The organism is Vibrio litoralis DSM 17657 (genome assembly GCF_000426765.1).
In the GTDB taxonomy this organism is placed as follows: Bacteria; Pseudomonadota; Gammaproteobacteria; order Enterobacterales; family Vibrionaceae; genus Vibrio; species Vibrio litoralis.
Map to the genome: position 1 here is coordinate 115,718 of NZ_KE384567.1, position 17,652 is coordinate 133,369.

Sequence of the window (17,652 nt, forward strand, 5' to 3'; positions counted from 1 at the left end):
ATTACGCCTCCTTCTCGGCTGATTCCGTTGATTTTTCGGCTTTTTTACGGAAGCGGTAACGTTTATCACTGATCGCTAACGCACCACCAATCGACATTAAAATCGCACCAAACCAAATCCAGCGAATAAACGGTTTGTAGTAAATGCGAACCGCCCAGGCATCGGTACCTTCTAAACGCTCACCCATTGCAACATACAAGTCACGGGTGAAACCGCGGTCAATTGCCGCTTCAGTCATCATAGAACGAGCCGTATGGTAGAAACGTTTTTCAGCATGCAGTTCATTTACATAGTTACCGTCTTCACTAATGATGAAATCAGCAATAAAGCCTTCATAGTTCGGGCCGTCATGGTCACGTACACCAGCAAAGTCAAACTGATAACCTTCAATTTCAAACTTATCGCCTGGTGCTAAACGTACATCACGTTCAATGCTGTAGTTTTGCACCATCGCAATACCAATGATCGTGACAGCAAGCCCAATGTGACCCAACATCATCGCCCAATGACTGCGTTGTAACTTGGTTAAACCTTTAAAGAAAGTATGGCGATGAGTCGCGCGTTGGTGTAACTCAAAGCCATGCATTGAAAAGATCCAAATCGCCATGAACCAACCCAACGTTGCAAGCGGCATAAATTGCTTAGAGGAAATGAATACAATCGCTGTTGCGCCAACCACTGAAACCACCAATGACACTAGCATCGGTATTTTCACTTCCGCCAAGTTATCACGCTTCCAGCGCACCATTGGGCCAATACCTAGAATCAAGGTAAATGGCACAATTAACCAAGTGAATAAAGTATTAAAGAATGGCGCACCAATCGATACAGAACCCATGCCTAGTTGTTTATGAACAAGTGGCAATAACGTACCAATCAGAACCACAACCAATGCCGCTATTAATAAAATATTGTTAGATAACAAGGCGTTTTCACGAGAGATAAGTGAGTAGTTACCACGCACACGGACTGAAGCCCCTTTGAGTGCAAATAGTAGCAGAGAGCCACCAATCACTAACGCAAGGAAAGCCAGAATAAACATACCGCGAGCAGGATCAGATGCGAATGAATGCACCGATACTAAAATACCCGAACGCACTAAGAAGGTACCCAACAGGCTCAACGAGAATGCGCTGATCGCCAGCAATACTGTCCATGCTTTAAAGGTGCCGCGTTTTTCAGTTACCGCCAATGAGTGCATTAGTGCGGTACCGGCAAGCCAAGGCATGAAAGAGGCATTTTCAACGGGATCCCAGAACCACCAGCCGCCCCAGCCAAGTTCATAATATGCCCACCATGAGCCTAGTGCGATACCAACCGTTAAGAATACCCACGCTGCGGTTGTCCACGGACGAGACCAACGAGCCCAAGCAGTATCTAATCGACCCGTCATTAATGATGCAATAGCAAATGAGAACGCTACCGAGAAGCCTACATAACCCATGTATAGCATTGGTGGGTGAATAATTAAGCCCGGATCTTGTAGTAATGGGTTTAAGTCACGACCATCTATTGGGAAGTAAGGCAAGGTACGTAAGAATGGATTTGATGTCAGAATGATAAACAGCAAGAAGCCAATCGAAATCATCCCCATTACCGCTAATACGCGAGATACCGACTCTTGTGGCATTCCGCGACTAAAGGTTGCCACCGCAACTGTCCAGATAGCTTGAATAAGCACCCAAAGTAGCAGCGAGCCTTCATGCGCGCCCCATACAGCGGTTAAGCGATAATACCAAGGCAGTAAACTGTTCGAGTTACTGGCGACATACTGTAAGGTAAAGTCATTACTATAGAACGCCCAAAGTAGCGCCCCGAATGAAAACACTAGCGTTAAAAACATCCCCCAAGACAGAGGACGAGCCATCCCCATTAAGGTACGATTATTAACACTCGCGCCATACATAGGCAGAACACTTAATAAAATAGAAAACCCTAATGCAAGAATTAAGGCAAAATGTCCAAGTTCAGCAATCATTGCACTTATTCCTGATTTTTTATGGTGTGAGTTTCGTAGTCATAATCGGGGTTATGATTCTTTTGCATCGCTTCTTCAATTTCAGAAGGCATGTAATTTTCATCATGCTTAGCTAACACTTCAAACGCTTCAATAGTTGTTGCATCAACCAATATACCTTGAGCAACGATCCCCTGACCTTCACGGAATAAATCAGGCAAGATACCTTCATAAGTTACCGTCACCGTAGGGCCAAGGTCTTTGAGGTCAAAACTCACTTGCAAAGAATCAGGGTCACGTTTAACCGAGCCTTCGACCACCATACCACCTATACGCAAACGCTCACCAACGTGCGGCATGGTACCATCGGGCTTACCATTGACCAGTTCTGTCGGCGTATAAAATAAGTTCATATTCTGATTAAGCGCATACATGGTTAAACCAACCGTTCCTGCTGCACCGATCAGAATAGCCAAAATGATTGCGAGCCTTTTTTTACGTCTAGGTGTCATAGTGTGTTTTCCATTTTTTTCGCCGCTTGACGACGTTCTTCACGGTCAATTTTTTGTTGAATTTCTTTTAGTAAGGTTTTGCCATCTGAAACACTTTTCCAATATAAAACCAGCATACTGAAAAACGTAATGCCAAATGAAGCCCATACATAAGCGGCATAACCACCCATATAGAAGAAATCACTAAACGAATCAAAATACATTTACTTCACCTCTGATGCAGTTTGGCCTTTAGTTGCATTTTGTTTTACCAATTGCAACACCCAAGGGCGGTGACTTTCACGGCGAATTATTTCAGTACGGAAGCGAACCATAGCGACCGCACCAAAGAAAAACGCAAAACCAAAAATATTGCACAATAAGGGCCACAACATTTCAGGAGCAATCGATGGTTTACCGATTTTAGTGATGGTTGCGCCTTGGTGTAGGGTATTCCACCACTCTACTGAATAATGGATGATAGGGATATTAACGACACCTACAATTGCCAAAATACCGGCGGCTTTAGCGGCGGTCTTTTGATCATCAAACGCGTGATAAAGTGCAATAACGCCTAGGTAGAGAAACAATAAAATCAGTTCTGAGGTTAAGCGAGCATCCCATACCCACCATGCGCCCCACATTGGCTTGCCCCAAACCGCACCTGTAATTAAAGCGATAAAGGTATAAACGGCACCAATTGGAGCCATTGCCAAAGCGGCCATATTCGATAATTTTAGCTGCCAAACGAGACCAATAAATGCCGCGATCGCCATCGACATATAAATGCCCATCGACCAGATAGCAGCAGGCACGTGAATATAAATAATGCGAAAGCTATCACCTTGTTGGTAATCGGCAGGCGCAAAAGCCAGCCCCCAAATCGTACCTACTAGCAATAGCCCAAATGCCAAGACAGAAAACCAAGGCAATAACGTTCCGCATAGCTGATAGGTTTTTTCAGCTTTTGCGTATGGATGTAACCATTTCCACATTTTGCTTCTCACTTTGTTTTGTAGGCTATTTTTGCTCTACTTTATAATTTCTAACTTAAATCGTATTTGCTTGCCGTTTTTACCACAAATGGCTCTACCACAAACGGTTCAACCACAAGCTTATATAGTTTATTAATTCACACTGATGCGTAACGATGCGCTAATCGCAAATGGCGTCAGGGTTACAGAACCCAATAACATCGCCCCTAAAATCGCCAATTGGCCAGAATACCCGAACCCACTAGTGGCAGCTTCAATCGCAGAAGTGGCAAAAATCAACACTGGAATATACAAAGGCAAAACCAGCAAACTTAACAGTACGCCACCTTTTTGTAGGCCAACCGTTAAACCGACACCAATCGCACCAATAAAACTCAAGGTTGGCGTACCGAGTAATAAGGTAATGACCACCGCCAACCAAGTCTGAAAATCTAGCGATAACAGTACCGCGAGTAACGGGCTAATTAAAATTAACGGTAGCCCAGTTAACAACCAATGGGCGATCACTTTAGAAATCACCACCAATGGCAAAGGGATTGGCAATAACATTAATTGCTCTAATGCCCCATCATTAAAGTCGTCTCGAAATAAGCGCTCTAAAGATAACAGAGCCGAAAGCAATGCTGCTACCCAAATGATGCCAGCTGCAATACGTGCTAACAAATTCGGCTCTGGGCCAATACTTAAAGGAAACAGCGTAATCACAATGATAAAAAACCACAAAGGGTTAAATACATCGGCTTGGCGGCGATAAGCAATTAACAACTCGCGGCGAACAATCGCCAGCATACTTGAAATCATTACTTACTCTCCCAACCGAATGGTTTTAAGTTGATCCCTTTCGGTAAACATATCTTGGTGAGTGGTAAATAACACCATTCCGCCATTTTGTGTATGTTCCATAAACAAAGCTTCAATCACTTTAATACCTTGCTTATCAATGGCCGTCAGCGGCTCATCTAGAATCCAAAGTGGATGACGACTTAACCATAAACGTGCGAGTGCGACACGTCGTTGCTGCCCCGCCGATAACTTACCGGCTGGAATATCTTCTTTACCTGCCAAGCCAACTTTGGCTAACGCCATCCAAATATCATCTTCTGTGACGCCGGTTGAGCCATTTAGTTTCTGATAAAAGGAAAGGTTCTCAAATGCAGTCAGCTCTTTCTTAACGCCAGTTTGATGTCCGATAAACAACAAATCTTGATGAAAGGCATCGCGGTCTTTATGTGTTTCAACGCCTTTCCAAAGTATTTTTCCGGCTTCACTATCACCTAAACCAGTAATAATTCGCAGCATGGTGGTTTTGCCCGAACCATTACGGCCCTCAACTTGAACGAGATCACCAGCAGAAACAGAAAAGCTTACTGACTCAAATAATTCTCGGTCATCACGAATCGCTGTTAAATCACGCACTTCCAGCATAAATCTTCATCTATAGTTAAAGTTAAGGGGCGCTTATGTTACCACAGGAAAACACACTCGAAAGCGTTAACATGTAAAGCATTCAACGAATGCTCAGATAATCACAAAAATAACCAAAATACGGCTAATTCAATGAATAAAAACTCAAGAACACGTTACATTAGGTGTCAATCTTATTCCGATGATAACGGACTGACATATCATACCTATAACCCTAAAGGGGTATACTGGTTATCAACTGAGATTTTAATGATTTGAGTCAAAATGGACTACACCTAAGCATTAAAAAATAAAAGTGATCCCATTACTAATCACACGCGTAATACAGGTATCAATTGTCATTAGGTATTTGTCATTATGTATCCAGTCACTCGGCAGCTAGGTGTTCAAAGACACACTGGCAAGAAGATAACAATGAGAACGGAAATCAACGACGATAATGAAGTGACACCACCGTTAGAACAGTGGCTGTGCGATATTGCCAACCAACGCGACAAGCAGGCTTTTCAACGTCTGTTTATTTGGTTTGCGCCTAAAATACAGCGTTTTGGCATCAAACAATTCAACAACCCAGAAACCGCCAAAGAATTATTGCAAGACACCATGACGAATGTGTGGCGTAAGGCGCACTTATTCGATATGGAAAAAGGCGCAGCTACCACTTGGGTGTACACCATAATGCGTAATACTTCTTTCGATATGCTACGAAAAATGCGTACTCATAAAGAAGATCAATTAAGTGATGACATTTGGCCACTTGTTGAAGCAGAGGCAACCGAAACCATCAGTTTTGATGACCACCTGATGAGCAAAAAAATTGAGCGTCACCTGAGTCGTCTTTCTCACGATCAACGCCAATTGATTGAAGGCGTGTACTTTAAAGATTTATCGCAAGAGCAACTAGCCGCCCAGTTTAATATTCCTTTAGGCACTGTAAAATCACGTTTAAGACTGGCAATCGCTAAATTGAAACATCTTATGGGAGAGAATTCATGAGACACCATCCAACACATGAATTGATGAGCGTTTTTGCAAGTGGCGAGCTACCTGCATCGTTGAGCATCGCCGTCGCTGCCCATCTTGAATTATGCCGCGACTGCCAAACGACTGTCGATCGCATTACTCAACAAGCCGCTCAGCAAGAATTCACAACATCATCGACTTCTTATCAGCAAGATCATGAAGACGATTTCGCCGATATGATCGCGCAAATCACCCAAGATGATGCCCTGTTTGATGCTCAAATTTATTCAGACAAGGCAGTAGAACAAACCATCGAATTTAAAGGACAGCACTACACCTTGCCAAGAGCGCTGCAATCTCTGGTGCTGCAAAAACCGCAAAAACTCGGCAAACTCACTCGCTCTCGAATTGACTTACAAGAAGGTAGTCTCAAAACCAGCTTATTGCATATTGAACCCGGTGGTAGTGTTCCAATGCATACTCATAAAGGGTTTGAACTAACGTTATTACTAGACGGTGAATTTGAAGATCAAATGGGCAAATACCAAATAGGTGACTTCATTTGGCTAACTGGAGAACATGAGCATACTCCCACCACTACCACAGGATGCTTATGTTTCACCGTATCCAATGATGCGCTGCAATTTACCCAAGGGATCTCAAAGCTATTAAATCCTATCGGGCAATTTATTTATTAAATTCAGTTAATCTTAGGCAGCAAGGAGTCGCCGTAGTATGAAACTACCAGTTCAAAAACCGAAAATTGGTATCAGTGCCTGTGTCGCCGGAGAGCAAGTGCGCTTTGATAAAGGACACAAACGCTCTGATTTCTGTATGAGTCAACTCGCCCCTTTTGTTAACTATCAAGCCTTTTGCCCAGAAGTGGCGATTGGCTTGCCGGTCCCTCGTCCTACTATTCGTCAAGTTCAACTAAGTGATGGAATACATGTCAGTCGTCCTGATGGCGATGGTGATGTCACACAAGACTTAACCGAATACGGTCAAACCGTCGCCAGTAAAATCGATCACCTTAGCGGCTTTATTTTTTGTCAAAAAAGCCCGAGCTGCGGCATGGAAAGAGTTAAGGTTTATCAAGAAGACGGTAAAGGTAGCACCGCTTCTGGCATAGGCTTATTCGCCAAGCAAATCATGGTACATAATCCTAACCTACCATGTGAAGAAAATGGTCGCTTAATGGACCCTGCATTACGCGAGAATTTCATGCTCCGTGTGTTTACCTATCGTCATTGGCAGGATTTATTATCCTCTGGCCTGACTAAACACAAACTGATTGAATTCCATAGTGAACGTAAGTACTTACTAATGAGCCACCATTTAATCAGCTATAAAGAAACTGGCCGTCTACTTGCTCGTGCCGATCTCAAACTAGAAGAGATGGCGCAACAATACATCTCAATTCTAATGTCGGGGTTAAAGCATGTGGCAACGCATAAAAGCCACACCAATACGCTGCAACACCTGCAAGGCTACTTCAAAAAAGTCTTAACCAAACAGCAAAAAAGTGAGCTATCCACTCATATCAATGATTTCCGTGCAGGGTTGGTTCCCCTACTGGTGCCGCTAACTTTGATTAATCATTATCTAAAAGAATTTCCCCAGCAATATTTAGCGGCTCAAGTGTATTTATCGCCCTATCCACAAGAGCTTAAATTACGCTACATCTAAAATTATTGTTTTTCGCTATATAAAATTAACAAGCAAAAGGTAAGCCATGAATCTTGTTTGGTTTCGCAATGATCTGAGAATCGACGATAACCCAGCCCTATACCACGCGATAGCCGCTGGTCAGCCCTTTCATGCTTTATTTATTTCTACGCCCTCGCAATGGCAAGCGCATGATATGGCACCAATAAAAATTGATTTGATTGAGCGACATATCAATTTGATTTCACAACAATTAGGCCAGTCCGGCATTCATTTTAAACACATTGAAGCCAGCGATTTTGCAGAGCAAGCGCAAACGCTCAAAACATATTGTCAGCAGCAAAATATTGAGACTATTTTTGCTAACCAAGAAGTCGAATTCAACGAACAGCAGCGCGACCAAGCCTTACGAGACAATGACCTGCCCTTAACGCTGTTTGAAGCTGACGTGATTGTGTCTAAAGGGGCGGTTCTCAATGGCCAGAATGAAATGTACAAAGTATTCACACCATTTAAAAAAGCGTGGGCAAGTTCATTGGCAAGAACCCATGCCGCACCTTTACAGGTTTGTTTGCCATCATTAAAACCGGTTAGCAACCCTGTCATTACGTTTAACGCCACCAAACAAGACTCCAGCAAATGGCCTTTGGCGAATACCATATTGCAACAAGTGCTTCCTAAGTTTCTAACCACTAAGTATCAAGACTATCATCAAAACCGAGACTACCCTGCGATAAAAGCAACCTCAGGTTTATCTCCCTACTTAGCGATTGGTGCGATCAGTGCAAAACGCGTGTTTGCCGAACTTTCTCACCATTCCCCCAATGCTCTGGAAATGATTTCACAGCCGGAAGGGAGTTGGCTTAATGAATTGGCGTGGCGTGACTTTTATCGTCACTTATTACACCACTTTCCAAAACTCAATAAGCATCATAACTTCAATGACAAATACGACCATTTGCCTTGGCCAAACTCGCCTCAATTATTAACCGCCTGGCAACAAGCCAAAACCGGCTATCCAATTGTCGACGCCGCCATGAGGCAATTAGTGCAAACTGGCTGGATGCATAATCGCTTAAGAATGATTGTCGCTAGCTTTCTCACCAAGCATTGCCTAGTGGATTGGCGACTAGGTGAAACGTTTTTCATGCAGCACTTAATTGATGGCGATCTCAGTGCCAATAATGGGGGTTGGCAATGGGCGGCAGGCACCGGTTGTGATGCTCAGCCCTACTTTCGAATATTTAATCCCATCACTCAAAGTGAAAAATATGATCCAGATGGCAGCTTCATCCGTAAGTATTTACCAGAGTTAGAAAATGTACCTTTGAAACACCTGCATTTTCCACACGAGTATATAAAACAAAACGATATTGAAACTTATTGGCCTGCCATTGTCGACCACCCAACCGCAAGGCAGCAAGCGCTAAGTTTCTATAAAGCAGGATAGATCGATAAGGAGACAAGATATGATGCAGGCTTCGGAACGGATTTCCAACTTTATAGAAACATATCAAAAGCTCAATAAAGACAATTTGCATTTATTGGCGGAGATCTATGATTCGTCAGTTCAATTTCAAGATCCGCTGCATAAAGTTGATGGTATCGACAACCTTCATCACTACTTTGAAAATCTGTATGCCAATGTCATCCATTGTCATTTTGATATTCACGACGCTTTCTGCCAAGACCAACAAGCCGCTATTTACTGGACCATGCACTTACAGCATCCCAAGCTAAAATCCGGGCAATTGATTCTGGTTGATGGTCACTCTCACCTTACCTTTGATGAGCAAAAAATCACTCACCACCGAGATTACTTTGATATTGGCAGCATGCTGTATGAACAGCTTCCAGTGATTGGCGCAGGCATCAAATACATAAAGCAGAGGGCAACCTCATGAGTAACCAACCAAGTATTTTGATTACCGGTGCATCGTCTGGTATTGGGCATGCCTTAGCTCTGCATTACGCAAATGCAGGTTATCAAGTTTGGGCGGGAGGACGCAGCAGTGAAAAGCTACAGCAGCTATGCGAACAGCACCCAAATATACTGCCATTGCTGTGCGATATCACTGATTTTGATGCGGTGAAAGCCAGTGTAAGCCAATTACCTGCATTAGATATATTGCTGCTCAATGCCGGAACTTGTGAATATATCGATGATGCAAAACAGTTTGATGGCGCACTTTTTGAAAGAGTTATCACTGCCAATCTCATTGCGATTGGTTACTGCTTGGAAGCTTGGCTGCCGCTGATTAAGCAAGGTGGCAACTTGGCAATAACGAGCTCCAGCGCTTCTTTTTTACCGCTGCCTAGAGCAGAAGCTTATGGCGCATCCAAAGCTGCCGCGACGTATTTAGCACGTACTTTGAGCGTCGATCTGAAAAAAGACAATATTCATGTCAGCGTGATCCACCCCGGTTTTGTTAAAACGCCGCTCACCGATAAGAACGATTTCTCAATGCCATTTTTGACACTCCCAGAAAAGGCGGCAGATATCATTTTCAAAGGTATCAATAACAATAAAAACGAAATTCATTTCCCGAGAATATTTACTTGGTTACTCAAAGCATTCGCTTTATTACCGTTTCCAGTATGGAAGACACTAGCTGTAAGGATTACTAAATAATGAAGAATATTGCGATCATTGGTTCCGGTATTTCAGGTTTAACTTCCGCTTATCTTTTAAGCCGAGAGCATCACGTCACCGTTTTTGAAAAGAATGACTACATCGGTGGTCATACCGCAACTAAAGACATTGAAGTTGATGGAAAATGTTATGCAATCGACACCGGTTTTATTGTCTATAACGAACGCACCTACCCAAATTTTATTAAGCTATTAAACCAATTGGGTATCACTGAACAAAAAGCCGAAATGAGTTTTAGCGTGATGAACCCTAGCGCTAACTTGGAATATAACGGCAGCACTCTTAATACCTTATTTGCTCAACGTTCAAACCTACTCAAACCAAGCTTCTGGCGTTTGATCTTAGAAATTCTACGCTTCAATAAATTGTGCAAAGCTTTGTATGAACAAGACGAAATCGATGTCGAATTAACCCTAGGCGACTTTCTCAAGCAACATAAGTTTAATCAGGCATTTAGCCAAAACTACATCCTACCAATGGGCGCGGCTATTTGGTCAAGCAGCCTAGTAGAAATGACTCAATTTCAACTCAAGTTCTTTGTGCGATTCTTCTATAACCACGGACTACTTGATATTCAAAACCGTCCGCAGTGGTTTGTGATCCCAGGTGGCTCAAAGCAATATATCTACCCGCTGATCAAATCATTCGAAAACAATATCGAATTGAATAGCCAAATAAAGTCGGTCTCTCGAACCAGTTCAGGTGTCAATTTACTGTTTGAAGGTGGTCAATCTAAACAATTCGATGACGTGGTATTTGCTTGCCATTCTGATCAAGCTTTACAGTTATTAGGTGATGCCAATGCCCAAGAGCAGGAAATCTTATCAAGCATGCCTTATCGAGATAACCAAGTGGTGCTGCATACCGATACCAATTTATTGCCGAAACGTCGCTTAGCGTGGGCAAGTTGGAATTACCACTTAGATTCAAACCAGAATCGCCCAGCTTGCGTCACCTACAATATGAACATTCTTCAAGAGCTTGAGTCGGACACTACCTTTTGCGTGACACTCAACAACACAGACCGAATTGATGCCAACAAAATCCTCCAGACTTTTCACTACTCGCATCCGGTTTTTAATCAAAGCAGCCTAGCCGCTCAGCAGCGCCGCTTAGAGATCTGTGGAAAAAACCACACCCATTTTGCCGGCGCCTATTGGCATAACGGTTTCCATGAAGATGGCGTGCGCAGTGCGGTTGAAGTCGCGCAACGCTTTGGTATTTCGTTATGACCACCAGTGCGCAACCTTTCGATTTTCAGCATGGTATCTACAAAGGTAAGGTGCGGCATCGTCGTTTTTCTCCGGTTCTACATAGCTTTAACTACCCGATTACTATGCTGGGCATTAATGTTGCTGAACTCGATAGCTTGAATGATCAACATTGGGCGTTTGGCACTCAATGGTACAAACCAGTTCGCTTTGCGCAAAAAGATTACATTAAAAGTGAACCAGGTGAATTGCTGCAACGTATTAAAAGCAAAGTCGCCAATTTAGGTGGTGAGTGGGACGGTGAAAATGCAGTAATGCTGGCACAATGTCGCTGTTTAGGTGTGTATTTTAGTCCGGTCAATTTTTACTTTTGTTTTGAAAAATCAGGCAATTGTAAGTACATGCTCGCCGAAGTGAGTAATACTCCATGGAACCAACGGCACTATTATTTAGTAGACATGTATTTAGTGAACATGCAAAGCGACCAAATGACGGATAAAGCATTTCATGTTTCACCCTTTATGCAGATGAATATGAAATATAAATGGCGAGTTAATGCACCAGAAGACAAAGCCTTTGTTCATATCGAAAACCATGACAAAGACCAACAAGGTAAAAAAGTATTTGATGCCACGATTGCGCTTAGCAAGCTAGATATGAAAAACAAACTGGACATGAAAGCCAGTCACCCAAAAACCAAGCGACCAAACACAAGCCAATCTGCCACCAAACTAGATTGGCTAGCACTACCTTTTATGAACTTTAAAGTTTTACAGGGTATTTATTGGCAAGCACTAAAGCTATTTCGTAAAAAAGTCCCGTTTGTGCCTTATAGCAAAACATAAAATATAGATCTTAAAAAAAATATAAGTCTTATACCCAAAGTAATTGAAGTTGTAGTAAGGCAACAAGTGAATGAGACCCCATGAGCATAGCTCGCCTATGTGATTGGGCCGAATGAACGCCGTTAACAAAGCTACAGCTTCTAGTACGAAGGGTATAAAAATAACCATGGAGTGTTGATGATGGAACAGACTCAATCCCTACAAAACAATAAAAGCAAAAGTGGTTGGTTCGGCAATCAATGTCGTCACCTCGTGTTTAACCTACTCAACAAAATGGATGATGCCTATATTGAAATTGATGAAGGCAGCCAAGCGACTTTCGTAGGTAACCCTAACGCACAATTAAAAGGCCATATTACGATCCATGATGACAATGTGTTTCGTGATCTCATCAAAGGTGGAAGCATCGCCGCCGCCGAAGCCTATATCGCACAACGTTGGAGCACACCAGATCTCACCTCTTTGATTCGTATTTTTGCACGTCATCAAACTCAACTTGATCAGATCGAAAAGAAAACCAGTTGGATTTACACCTTCAAAAACCTCTTAACCAATCGATTGAATGCCAACACATTGTCCGGCTCTAAAAAGAACATTCTGGCACACTATGATTTAGGTAATGAACTCTACACTCGATTCCTTGATGATCGCATGATGTACTCTTGCGCACTCTACAACCAACCCAGTGATACTTTGGCCGAAGCGCAAACCAATAAGCTCAAATCAATTTGCGATAAGCTTGATTTACAACCAAGCGATCAACTACTGGAAATAGGTACTGGTTGGGGTGGACTGGCGATTTATGCCGCTCAACACTACGGTTGCCACGTCACCACCACCACCATTTCTGATGAACAATTTGCTTATGCCCAACAGCAAGTTAAGCAGCTTGGCCTTGAAGATAAAATTACGCTCCTCAAGCAAGATTACCGTCACCTAGAAGGTCAATACGATAAACTGGTTTCGGTTGAAATGATTGAAGCAGTCGGCCACCAATTTTTACCGACCTTTTTTAAGCAATGTAATGACTTGTTAAAACCAAGCGGCAAATTATTGATACAAGCGATTACCATTGCCGATCAACGTTATGATCAGTATCGAAAAAGCACCGACTTTATTCAAAAATATATCTTTCCCGGAGGCTGCCTACCGTCATTAAATGTCATTAATCAACAAGTGGCACAAACCACCGATATGATGATCGATAACATTGAAGATATCGGCCTGCACTACGCTAGAACCTTGGCCGACTGGCGCAGCAACTTTGAACGCAATTGGCACAGTATTCAGCCATTTGGCTATGACGAGCAATTCAAACATTTGTGGCATTACTACTTCTGTTATTGCGAAGGGGCATTTATGGAAAGAGTGATCAGCACCCATCATATTGTGATGCGTAAACCTAATTATCTAGATAATCACGATGCATCGATTCTCAATTATTAATTTCATAATATTCCAATCCTGTTGGGCGTTAGCGGCTTCGTTTCCTGCTAGCGCTCCTTTTTTTATGCTTGGACTATTAGGGGTGCACTTTGCCCTCACACCAACGCGTAAAGCTGACGGTTTTTTATTAATCGCAGCACTAGTTGGTATTTTGGTAGATCAATTGATGGTGTGGATTGGCATATTGGAAGTGAATCAGCAATGGATCCCAATCTGGTTAATCCTACTGTGGTGTCATTTTATATTATGTCTAAATCACAGCTTATTGTGGCTGAGCAAATTGGCTTGGTATTGGGTGGCGTTTTTGGGCGAAGTGTTCGGCACTTTAAGTTACTGGAGCGCTCTGAAACTGGGCGTGTTTACCTCTGAGTTTACTCAACCCTCCTTTATTCTTGGTTATGCGATTGCATGGACGATTTTATTACCCATTCTAGGTTACTGGGCAAAAATAAGCCGTGAGCGATATACTTAAATTGATTAATCCTACCCAAGCATACTGGCACTTTTAACGGCTTGTAGATCTTCGTCTAAGGATAATGCTATCTGACTACGTTTTAATGAAAGCTCGGCATGGCGTCTCGCTGCCGCTTTCATTTTATCATCACCAACCATGCACAACGCGGTCAGTGCTTTTTGTAAATGAATTCCCACTTCGACACAACTTGCACCATCACGAGCAATCGCAGTAAAAGCATCATCAAACATATCGTCAATACTCACTTCTGGCACTTGTACGCGATCATAATAGGATTGCTGTTCATCCCCTTCAGGAACCGGTTCACTCCAACACACAAACAGCCTTACGAAACTGCCAATAACCTTAATCGCAGAACCGGGATCATTGACCGCTGGCGATAACGCCTTACCTGCAATTTCAGATAGCACAATAAAACCAAAACGAGGATCATCATCAAACAAACGATCGGCCCCTATTTGATAGGCCGCTAATACACTTTTGTAATCAAATTCTTGTTCTGATTTCTCAGATATCACCTTAGCAATCACCGTACCGGGCGCGACAAATTTTCCGGGTAATGCGGATAACACTACTACTGCATCATTATCTTCAGCCCAGTGATGCAAACGACTAATATCAATATGTTGAATGTAACCAACCGACGTTGCTACCACCGCTTCACCTTGCTCCGCATCGACACAAGGCGCACCAGAACGATTAGGAGCATTACGTAAACGAATTAATGACTGCATTGCCACATGCTCAACCCGATCAACCGTATTCCCGACTCGACCAAGCCTAGCTAAGCGATCTACCCAGCGAATGAACGTCAAAATAACTAACGCAAAAACCAAGCAAGTTAAAATAAACAGTACAAATAAACCGGTGATTTCAAATACATCATTTTTGATTGCGGTCAGTGCTACAATGCTAAAAATGAATGAGCCAATAAATCGTGATAAAGCATTTTTAGATACGTCATCAGACACCACAACACTAAAAGCCCGTGGCGTAGCGGAAGTACTTGCTGAAGTGTAAGCGGCTATCATCGAGCCAACAGAAAAGGTGGCAATCACCAACATGCTCGATGACATAATTTCAAGCAAGGCCACAATAGAGTCGAGGCTGATCGGAGGAACAAATAAACCTGCATTATAATGGTCGGCAAGCTTAGCGATAAAAACTGCACATATAGAACAAAAGCACATCCATAATGGCTTCACCCACAGTTTATCTTTGAGGCGATTATATAAAAAACGCAGGTGATCTCGAGAATAGCTAGCCGCCATAAATTATCCTTAACTCATTATTGGTGTTAATAAAATAAGCACCAATTAATTAAAGAGTTAAGGAGGACATTAAGCAATTAAAATTCATCAAGAATTGAACTTATGAACAAAAAAACAACGCTTGTGCAGCATTCAAGCGTAGAAACCTATTGGGCTATTGGATTATCTAACTAAAATCCGTATTATTCTCAAGGTTAGTCTTTTGGTCCCCATAGCTCAGCTGGATAGAGCGTCCCCCTCCTAAGGGGAAGGCCGTAGGTTCGACTCCTACTGGGGACACCATTAGATATAAAAAACCACAAAAAAGACCTGCCACCGAAGCAACAAGCCTTCACTTGATAAATGGGTTTATCTAGAGTAATAAACTACGATACTTTTTCATCCTCAACTGAGTCGGCTTCATCACTCCCTAAGAACCCACCAGTTTGGTGTGCCCAAAGTTGTGCGTAAATACCGCCTTGCGCTAATAGTTCTTGATGAGATCCTTGTTCAAGAATTTCACCTTGGTCAAGTACGATTAAACGGTCCATTGCCGCAATGGTTGATAAACGGTGTGCAATGGCGATAACAGTTTTACCTTCCATCAATTCATATAAGCTTTCTTGAATGGCCGCTTCCACTTCTGAATCAAGTGCTGATGTCGCCTCATCCATAATCAAGATTGGCGCATCTTTTAACAACACACGAGAAATCGCGATACGTTGACGTTGACCACCGGACAATTTCACCCCACGCTCACCCACTTCTGCATCGTAACCTACATTGCCAAACGTATCAGTTAGGGTTTCAATAAACTCATGCGCATGGGCTTGCTTAGTCGCCGCAAGAAGCTCTTCTTCTGTCGCATCAGGGCGACCGTATAGAATGTTCTCACGAATCGTGCGATGCAATAACGAGGTATCTTGCGTGATCATACCAATCTTACCGCGCAACGAGTCTTGTTGGACTTTAGAAATATCCTGACCATCAATACGGATCGTACCACTTTCCAAGTCATAAAAACGCAGTAGTAGATTAACCAGTGTTGATTTACCCGCACCAGAACGACCGACTAAGCCAACTTTTTCCCCCGGCTTAATATTCAAGCTCAAATTAGTGATCACAGCTTTGTTTGATTCACCATAGTGGAAGCTGATCTTATCGAATTCAATTTGGCCTTTATCGACTTTAAGTGCTGGTGCATTTTCAACATCTTGAGTCACAACTGGTTTAGAAAGCGTATTCATACCATCTACCACGGTACCGATGTTTTCAAAAATGGCGCTGATTTCCCACATGATCCATTTCGACATGCCTTGAATACGCAATGCCAAGCTGATCGCCACTGCAATTGCACCCACGGTGATCATGCTATTCATCCATAAACCAATCGATAATGCGGCAACTGAGAAAAGTAGTAGATAGTTAAGCATGTCGATGCTAAATAGGAAAACCGTCGCCAGACGCATTTGCGCATAAACGGTTTTCAAAAATGACTGCATGCCTTTTTCTGCATATTCCGTTTCGCGATTAGTATGCGAAAATAGTTTCACAGTCGAGATATTAGTATAGCTATCGACAATTCTTCCCGTCATTAAAGAGCGAGCATCGGCTTGTTCAGTGGCAATGCGTTTCATTTTCGGAACAAAGTAAACTTGAGTCAGAACATAAGCCACCAGCCAAACAAATACCGGAACCATCAGCCATAAATCAGCCTGCGCCATTAATACAAACATAGACAAAAAATAGACCGTGATATAAACCAGCATATCGGCGAACTTCATTACCGTTTCACGGATAGCTAGCGACGTTTGCATCACTTTAGTGGCAATTCGCCCAGCAAAATCATCTTGGTAGAAAGTCACACTTTGATTAAGTAGGTAACGGTGCGCTAGCCAACGAATCGACATAGGAAAGTTACCAAGTAACGTTTGGTGCATGATCATCGAATGGAAAAAGCCAATCACAGGGATCACCACGATAATCACCAATCCCATTCCCATGATGCGTGCACCTTCAGCATCCCATAGTGTTTCTGGCGTATGAGTTGAAAGCATATCTACAATCGAGCCCATAAAGCTCATTAAAGAGACTTCAATAATGGCGATACACGCACTCAGAATCGACATAAACAGAATAGGCAATAAAAAATCACGGCTGTAATGCATGCAAAAAGCAAACAAGGTACTCGGCGGAGTATTGACCGTATCTTTAGGGAAAGGCTTAGTTAAACCTTCAAAAAACTTGAACATAAAATGGTTCCATTCAGAAGTGAG

Annotated in this window: 18 protein-coding genes and 1 tRNA gene; 11 read left to right on the forward strand and 8 right to left on the reverse strand. The window is 42.7% G+C overall.

All coding sequences use genetic code 11. The annotated features are described in order from the left end of the window. Window position 1 precedes the first annotated feature (1 nt). The 6 genes from K358_RS0114115 to ccmA all read right to left on the reverse strand — a co-directional run bounded on the left by K358_RS0114115 (window position 2) and on the right by ccmA (window position 4,868). A complete protein-coding gene (locus K358_RS0114115) occupies window positions 2-1,978 on the reverse strand; it encodes a heme lyase CcmF/NrfE family subunit (RefSeq protein ID WP_027697428.1) in 1,977 nt (658 codons plus the stop codon). Window positions 1,979-1,983: 5 nt separating this feature from the next. Then, complete coding sequence (ccmE, locus tag K358_RS0114120) at window positions 1,984-2,469, reverse strand: cytochrome c maturation protein CcmE (protein WP_027697429.1); 486 nt, start codon at window positions 2,467-2,469, stop codon at window positions 1,984-1,986. Beyond that, window positions 2,466-2,672, reverse strand: a complete 207-nt coding sequence (ccmD, locus tag K358_RS0114125; RefSeq protein WP_027697430.1) for a heme exporter protein CcmD — start codon at window positions 2,670-2,672, stop codon at window positions 2,466-2,468. Before ccmD ends, ccmE begins: the two co-directional genes overlap by 4 nt. Beyond that, window positions 2,673-3,443 (reverse strand): heme ABC transporter permease, encoded by a 771-nt coding sequence (locus tag K358_RS0114130; protein ID WP_027697431.1) that lies wholly within the window; start codon window positions 3,441-3,443, stop codon window positions 2,673-2,675. A 132-nt stretch (window positions 3,444-3,575) separates the two neighbouring features. Beyond that, on the reverse strand, window positions 3,576-4,244 hold the full coding sequence (gene ccmB, locus K358_RS0114135) for a heme exporter protein CcmB (RefSeq protein ID WP_027697432.1): 669 nt from the start codon (window positions 4,242-4,244) through the stop codon (window positions 3,576-3,578). Window positions 4,245-4,247: 3 nt separating this feature from the next. After that, complete coding sequence (gene ccmA / locus K358_RS0114140; RefSeq protein WP_027697433.1) at window positions 4,248-4,868, reverse strand: cytochrome c biogenesis heme-transporting ATPase CcmA; 621 nt, start codon at window positions 4,866-4,868, stop codon at window positions 4,248-4,250. Between the two features lie 414 nt (window positions 4,869-5,282). Here ccmA and K358_RS0114145 point away from each other — a divergent pair, with 414 nt between their 5' ends. The 10 genes from K358_RS0114145 (at window position 5,283) to K358_RS0114190 (ending at window position 14,123) form a co-directional block, all read left to right on the forward strand. Further along, complete coding sequence (locus K358_RS0114145; RefSeq protein ID WP_156888749.1) at window positions 5,283-5,864, forward strand: sigma-70 family RNA polymerase sigma factor; 582 nt, start codon at window positions 5,283-5,285, stop codon at window positions 5,862-5,864. After that, the gene (locus K358_RS0114150; RefSeq protein WP_038150236.1) at window positions 5,861-6,529 is read left to right on the forward strand and encodes a ChrR family anti-sigma-E factor; all 669 of its coding nucleotides are present in this window, start codon (window positions 5,861-5,863) and stop codon (window positions 6,527-6,529) included. Before K358_RS0114145 ends, K358_RS0114150 begins: the two co-directional genes overlap by 4 nt. 37 nt (window positions 6,530-6,566) lie before the next feature. After that, window positions 6,567-7,517 carry a YbgA family protein gene (locus K358_RS0114155; protein ID WP_027697436.1) on the forward strand — a complete coding sequence of 317 codons (951 nt, stop codon included), beginning with the start codon at window positions 6,567-6,569 and terminating at the stop codon, window positions 7,515-7,517. A 46-nt stretch (window positions 7,518-7,563) separates the two neighbouring features. After that, the gene (gene phrB / locus K358_RS0114160; RefSeq protein WP_027697437.1) at window positions 7,564-8,946 is read left to right on the forward strand and encodes a deoxyribodipyrimidine photo-lyase; all 1,383 of its coding nucleotides are present in this window, start codon (window positions 7,564-7,566) and stop codon (window positions 8,944-8,946) included. 19 nt (window positions 8,947-8,965) lie between these two features. Next, window positions 8,966-9,400 carry a nuclear transport factor 2 family protein gene (locus K358_RS0114165; protein WP_211232245.1) on the forward strand — a complete coding sequence of 145 codons (435 nt, stop codon included), beginning with the start codon at window positions 8,966-8,968 and terminating at the stop codon, window positions 9,398-9,400. Beyond that, on the forward strand, window positions 9,397-10,128 hold the full coding sequence (locus K358_RS0114170; RefSeq protein ID WP_027697439.1) for an SDR family NAD(P)-dependent oxidoreductase: 732 nt from the start codon (window positions 9,397-9,399) through the stop codon (window positions 10,126-10,128). Before K358_RS0114165 ends, K358_RS0114170 begins: the two co-directional genes overlap by 4 nt. Beyond that, window positions 10,128-11,381, forward strand: a complete 1,254-nt coding sequence (locus K358_RS0114175; RefSeq protein ID WP_027697440.1) for an NAD(P)/FAD-dependent oxidoreductase — start codon at window positions 10,128-10,130, stop codon at window positions 11,379-11,381. Before K358_RS0114170 ends, K358_RS0114175 begins: the two co-directional genes overlap by 1 nt. Then, window positions 11,378-12,205, forward strand: coding sequence for a DUF1365 domain-containing protein (locus K358_RS0114180; RefSeq protein ID WP_083962835.1), 828 nt, complete (start codon window positions 11,378-11,380; stop codon window positions 12,203-12,205). Before K358_RS0114175 ends, K358_RS0114180 begins: the two co-directional genes overlap by 4 nt. Window positions 12,206-12,385: 180 nt before the next feature. Further along, window positions 12,386-13,651, forward strand: coding sequence for a class I SAM-dependent methyltransferase (locus tag K358_RS0114185; protein ID WP_027697442.1), 1,266 nt, complete (start codon window positions 12,386-12,388; stop codon window positions 13,649-13,651). Beyond that, on the forward strand, window positions 13,629-14,123 hold the full coding sequence (locus K358_RS0114190) for a DUF2878 domain-containing protein (protein ID WP_027697443.1): 495 nt from the start codon (window positions 13,629-13,631) through the stop codon (window positions 14,121-14,123). The genes K358_RS0114185 and K358_RS0114190 overlap by 23 nt, the downstream gene beginning before the upstream one ends. Before the next feature lie 11 nt (window positions 14,124-14,134). Here the strand turns inward: K358_RS0114190 and K358_RS0114195 are convergent, their stop codons facing one another. Further along, window positions 14,135-15,397, reverse strand: a complete 1,263-nt coding sequence (locus K358_RS0114195) for a DUF2254 domain-containing protein (protein WP_027697444.1) — start codon at window positions 15,395-15,397, stop codon at window positions 14,135-14,137. A 205-nt stretch (window positions 15,398-15,602) separates the two neighbouring features. On the opposite strand from K358_RS0114195, the gene K358_RS0114200 reads away from it, so the two are divergent. Next, window positions 15,603-15,679: transfer RNA gene (locus K358_RS0114200), tRNA-Arg, on the forward strand. Window positions 15,680-15,762: 83 nt separating this feature from the next. On the opposite strand, the gene K358_RS0114205 is transcribed toward K358_RS0114200, so the two are convergent. Beyond that, the gene (locus K358_RS0114205; RefSeq protein WP_027697445.1) at window positions 15,763-17,628 is read right to left on the reverse strand and encodes an ABC transporter ATP-binding protein; all 1,866 of its coding nucleotides are present in this window, start codon (window positions 17,626-17,628) and stop codon (window positions 15,763-15,765) included. Window positions 17,629-17,652: the final 24 nt, after the last annotated feature.

What these genes read in the sequence shown, in the direction of transcription:
- K358_RS0114115 (WP_027697428.1), bottom strand. Translation starts at nt 1,978, where the DNA reads ATGATTGCTGAACTTGGACATTTTGCCTTAATTCTTGCATTAGGGTTT.
- K358_RS0114145 (WP_156888749.1), top strand. Translation starts at nt 5,283, where the DNA reads ATGAGAACGGAAATCAACGACGATAATGAAGTGACACCACCGTTAGAA.
- K358_RS0114185 (WP_027697442.1), top strand. Translation starts at nt 12,386, where the DNA reads ATGGAACAGACTCAATCCCTACAAAACAATAAAAGCAAAAGTGGTTGG.
- K358_RS0114155 (WP_027697436.1), top strand. Translation starts at nt 6,567, where the DNA reads ATGAAACTACCAGTTCAAAAACCGAAAATTGGTATCAGTGCCTGTGTC.
- K358_RS0114205 (WP_027697445.1), bottom strand. Translation starts at nt 17,628, where the DNA reads ATGTTCAAGTTTTTTGAAGGTTTAACTAAGCCTTTCCCTAAAGATACG.
- ccmD (WP_027697430.1), bottom strand. Translation starts at nt 2,672, where the DNA reads ATGTATTTTGATTCGTTTAGTGATTTCTTCTATATGGGTGGTTATGCC.
- phrB (WP_027697437.1), top strand. Translation starts at nt 7,564, where the DNA reads ATGAATCTTGTTTGGTTTCGCAATGATCTGAGAATCGACGATAACCCA.
- K358_RS0114150 (WP_038150236.1), top strand. Translation starts at nt 5,861, where the DNA reads ATGAGACACCATCCAACACATGAATTGATGAGCGTTTTTGCAAGTGGC.
- K358_RS0114175 (WP_027697440.1), top strand. Translation starts at nt 10,128, where the DNA reads ATGAAGAATATTGCGATCATTGGTTCCGGTATTTCAGGTTTAACTTCC.
- K358_RS0114180 (WP_083962835.1), top strand. Translation starts at nt 11,378, where the DNA reads ATGACCACCAGTGCGCAACCTTTCGATTTTCAGCATGGTATCTACAAA.
- ccmA (WP_027697433.1), bottom strand. Translation starts at nt 4,868, where the DNA reads ATGCTGGAAGTGCGTGATTTAACAGCGATTCGTGATGACCGAGAATTA.
- ccmB (WP_027697432.1), bottom strand. Translation starts at nt 4,244, where the DNA reads ATGATTTCAAGTATGCTGGCGATTGTTCGCCGCGAGTTGTTAATTGCT.
- K358_RS0114190 (WP_027697443.1), top strand. Translation starts at nt 13,629, where the DNA reads ATGCATCGATTCTCAATTATTAATTTCATAATATTCCAATCCTGTTGG.
- K358_RS0114170 (WP_027697439.1), top strand. Translation starts at nt 9,397, where the DNA reads ATGAGTAACCAACCAAGTATTTTGATTACCGGTGCATCGTCTGGTATT.
- ccmE (WP_027697429.1), bottom strand. Translation starts at nt 2,469, where the DNA reads ATGACACCTAGACGTAAAAAAAGGCTCGCAATCATTTTGGCTATTCTG.
- K358_RS0114130 (WP_027697431.1), bottom strand. Translation starts at nt 3,443, where the DNA reads ATGTGGAAATGGTTACATCCATACGCAAAAGCTGAAAAAACCTATCAG.
- K358_RS0114165 (WP_211232245.1), top strand. Translation starts at nt 8,966, where the DNA reads ATGATGCAGGCTTCGGAACGGATTTCCAACTTTATAGAAACATATCAA.
- K358_RS0114195 (WP_027697444.1), bottom strand. Translation starts at nt 15,397, where the DNA reads ATGGCGGCTAGCTATTCTCGAGATCACCTGCGTTTTTTATATAATCGC.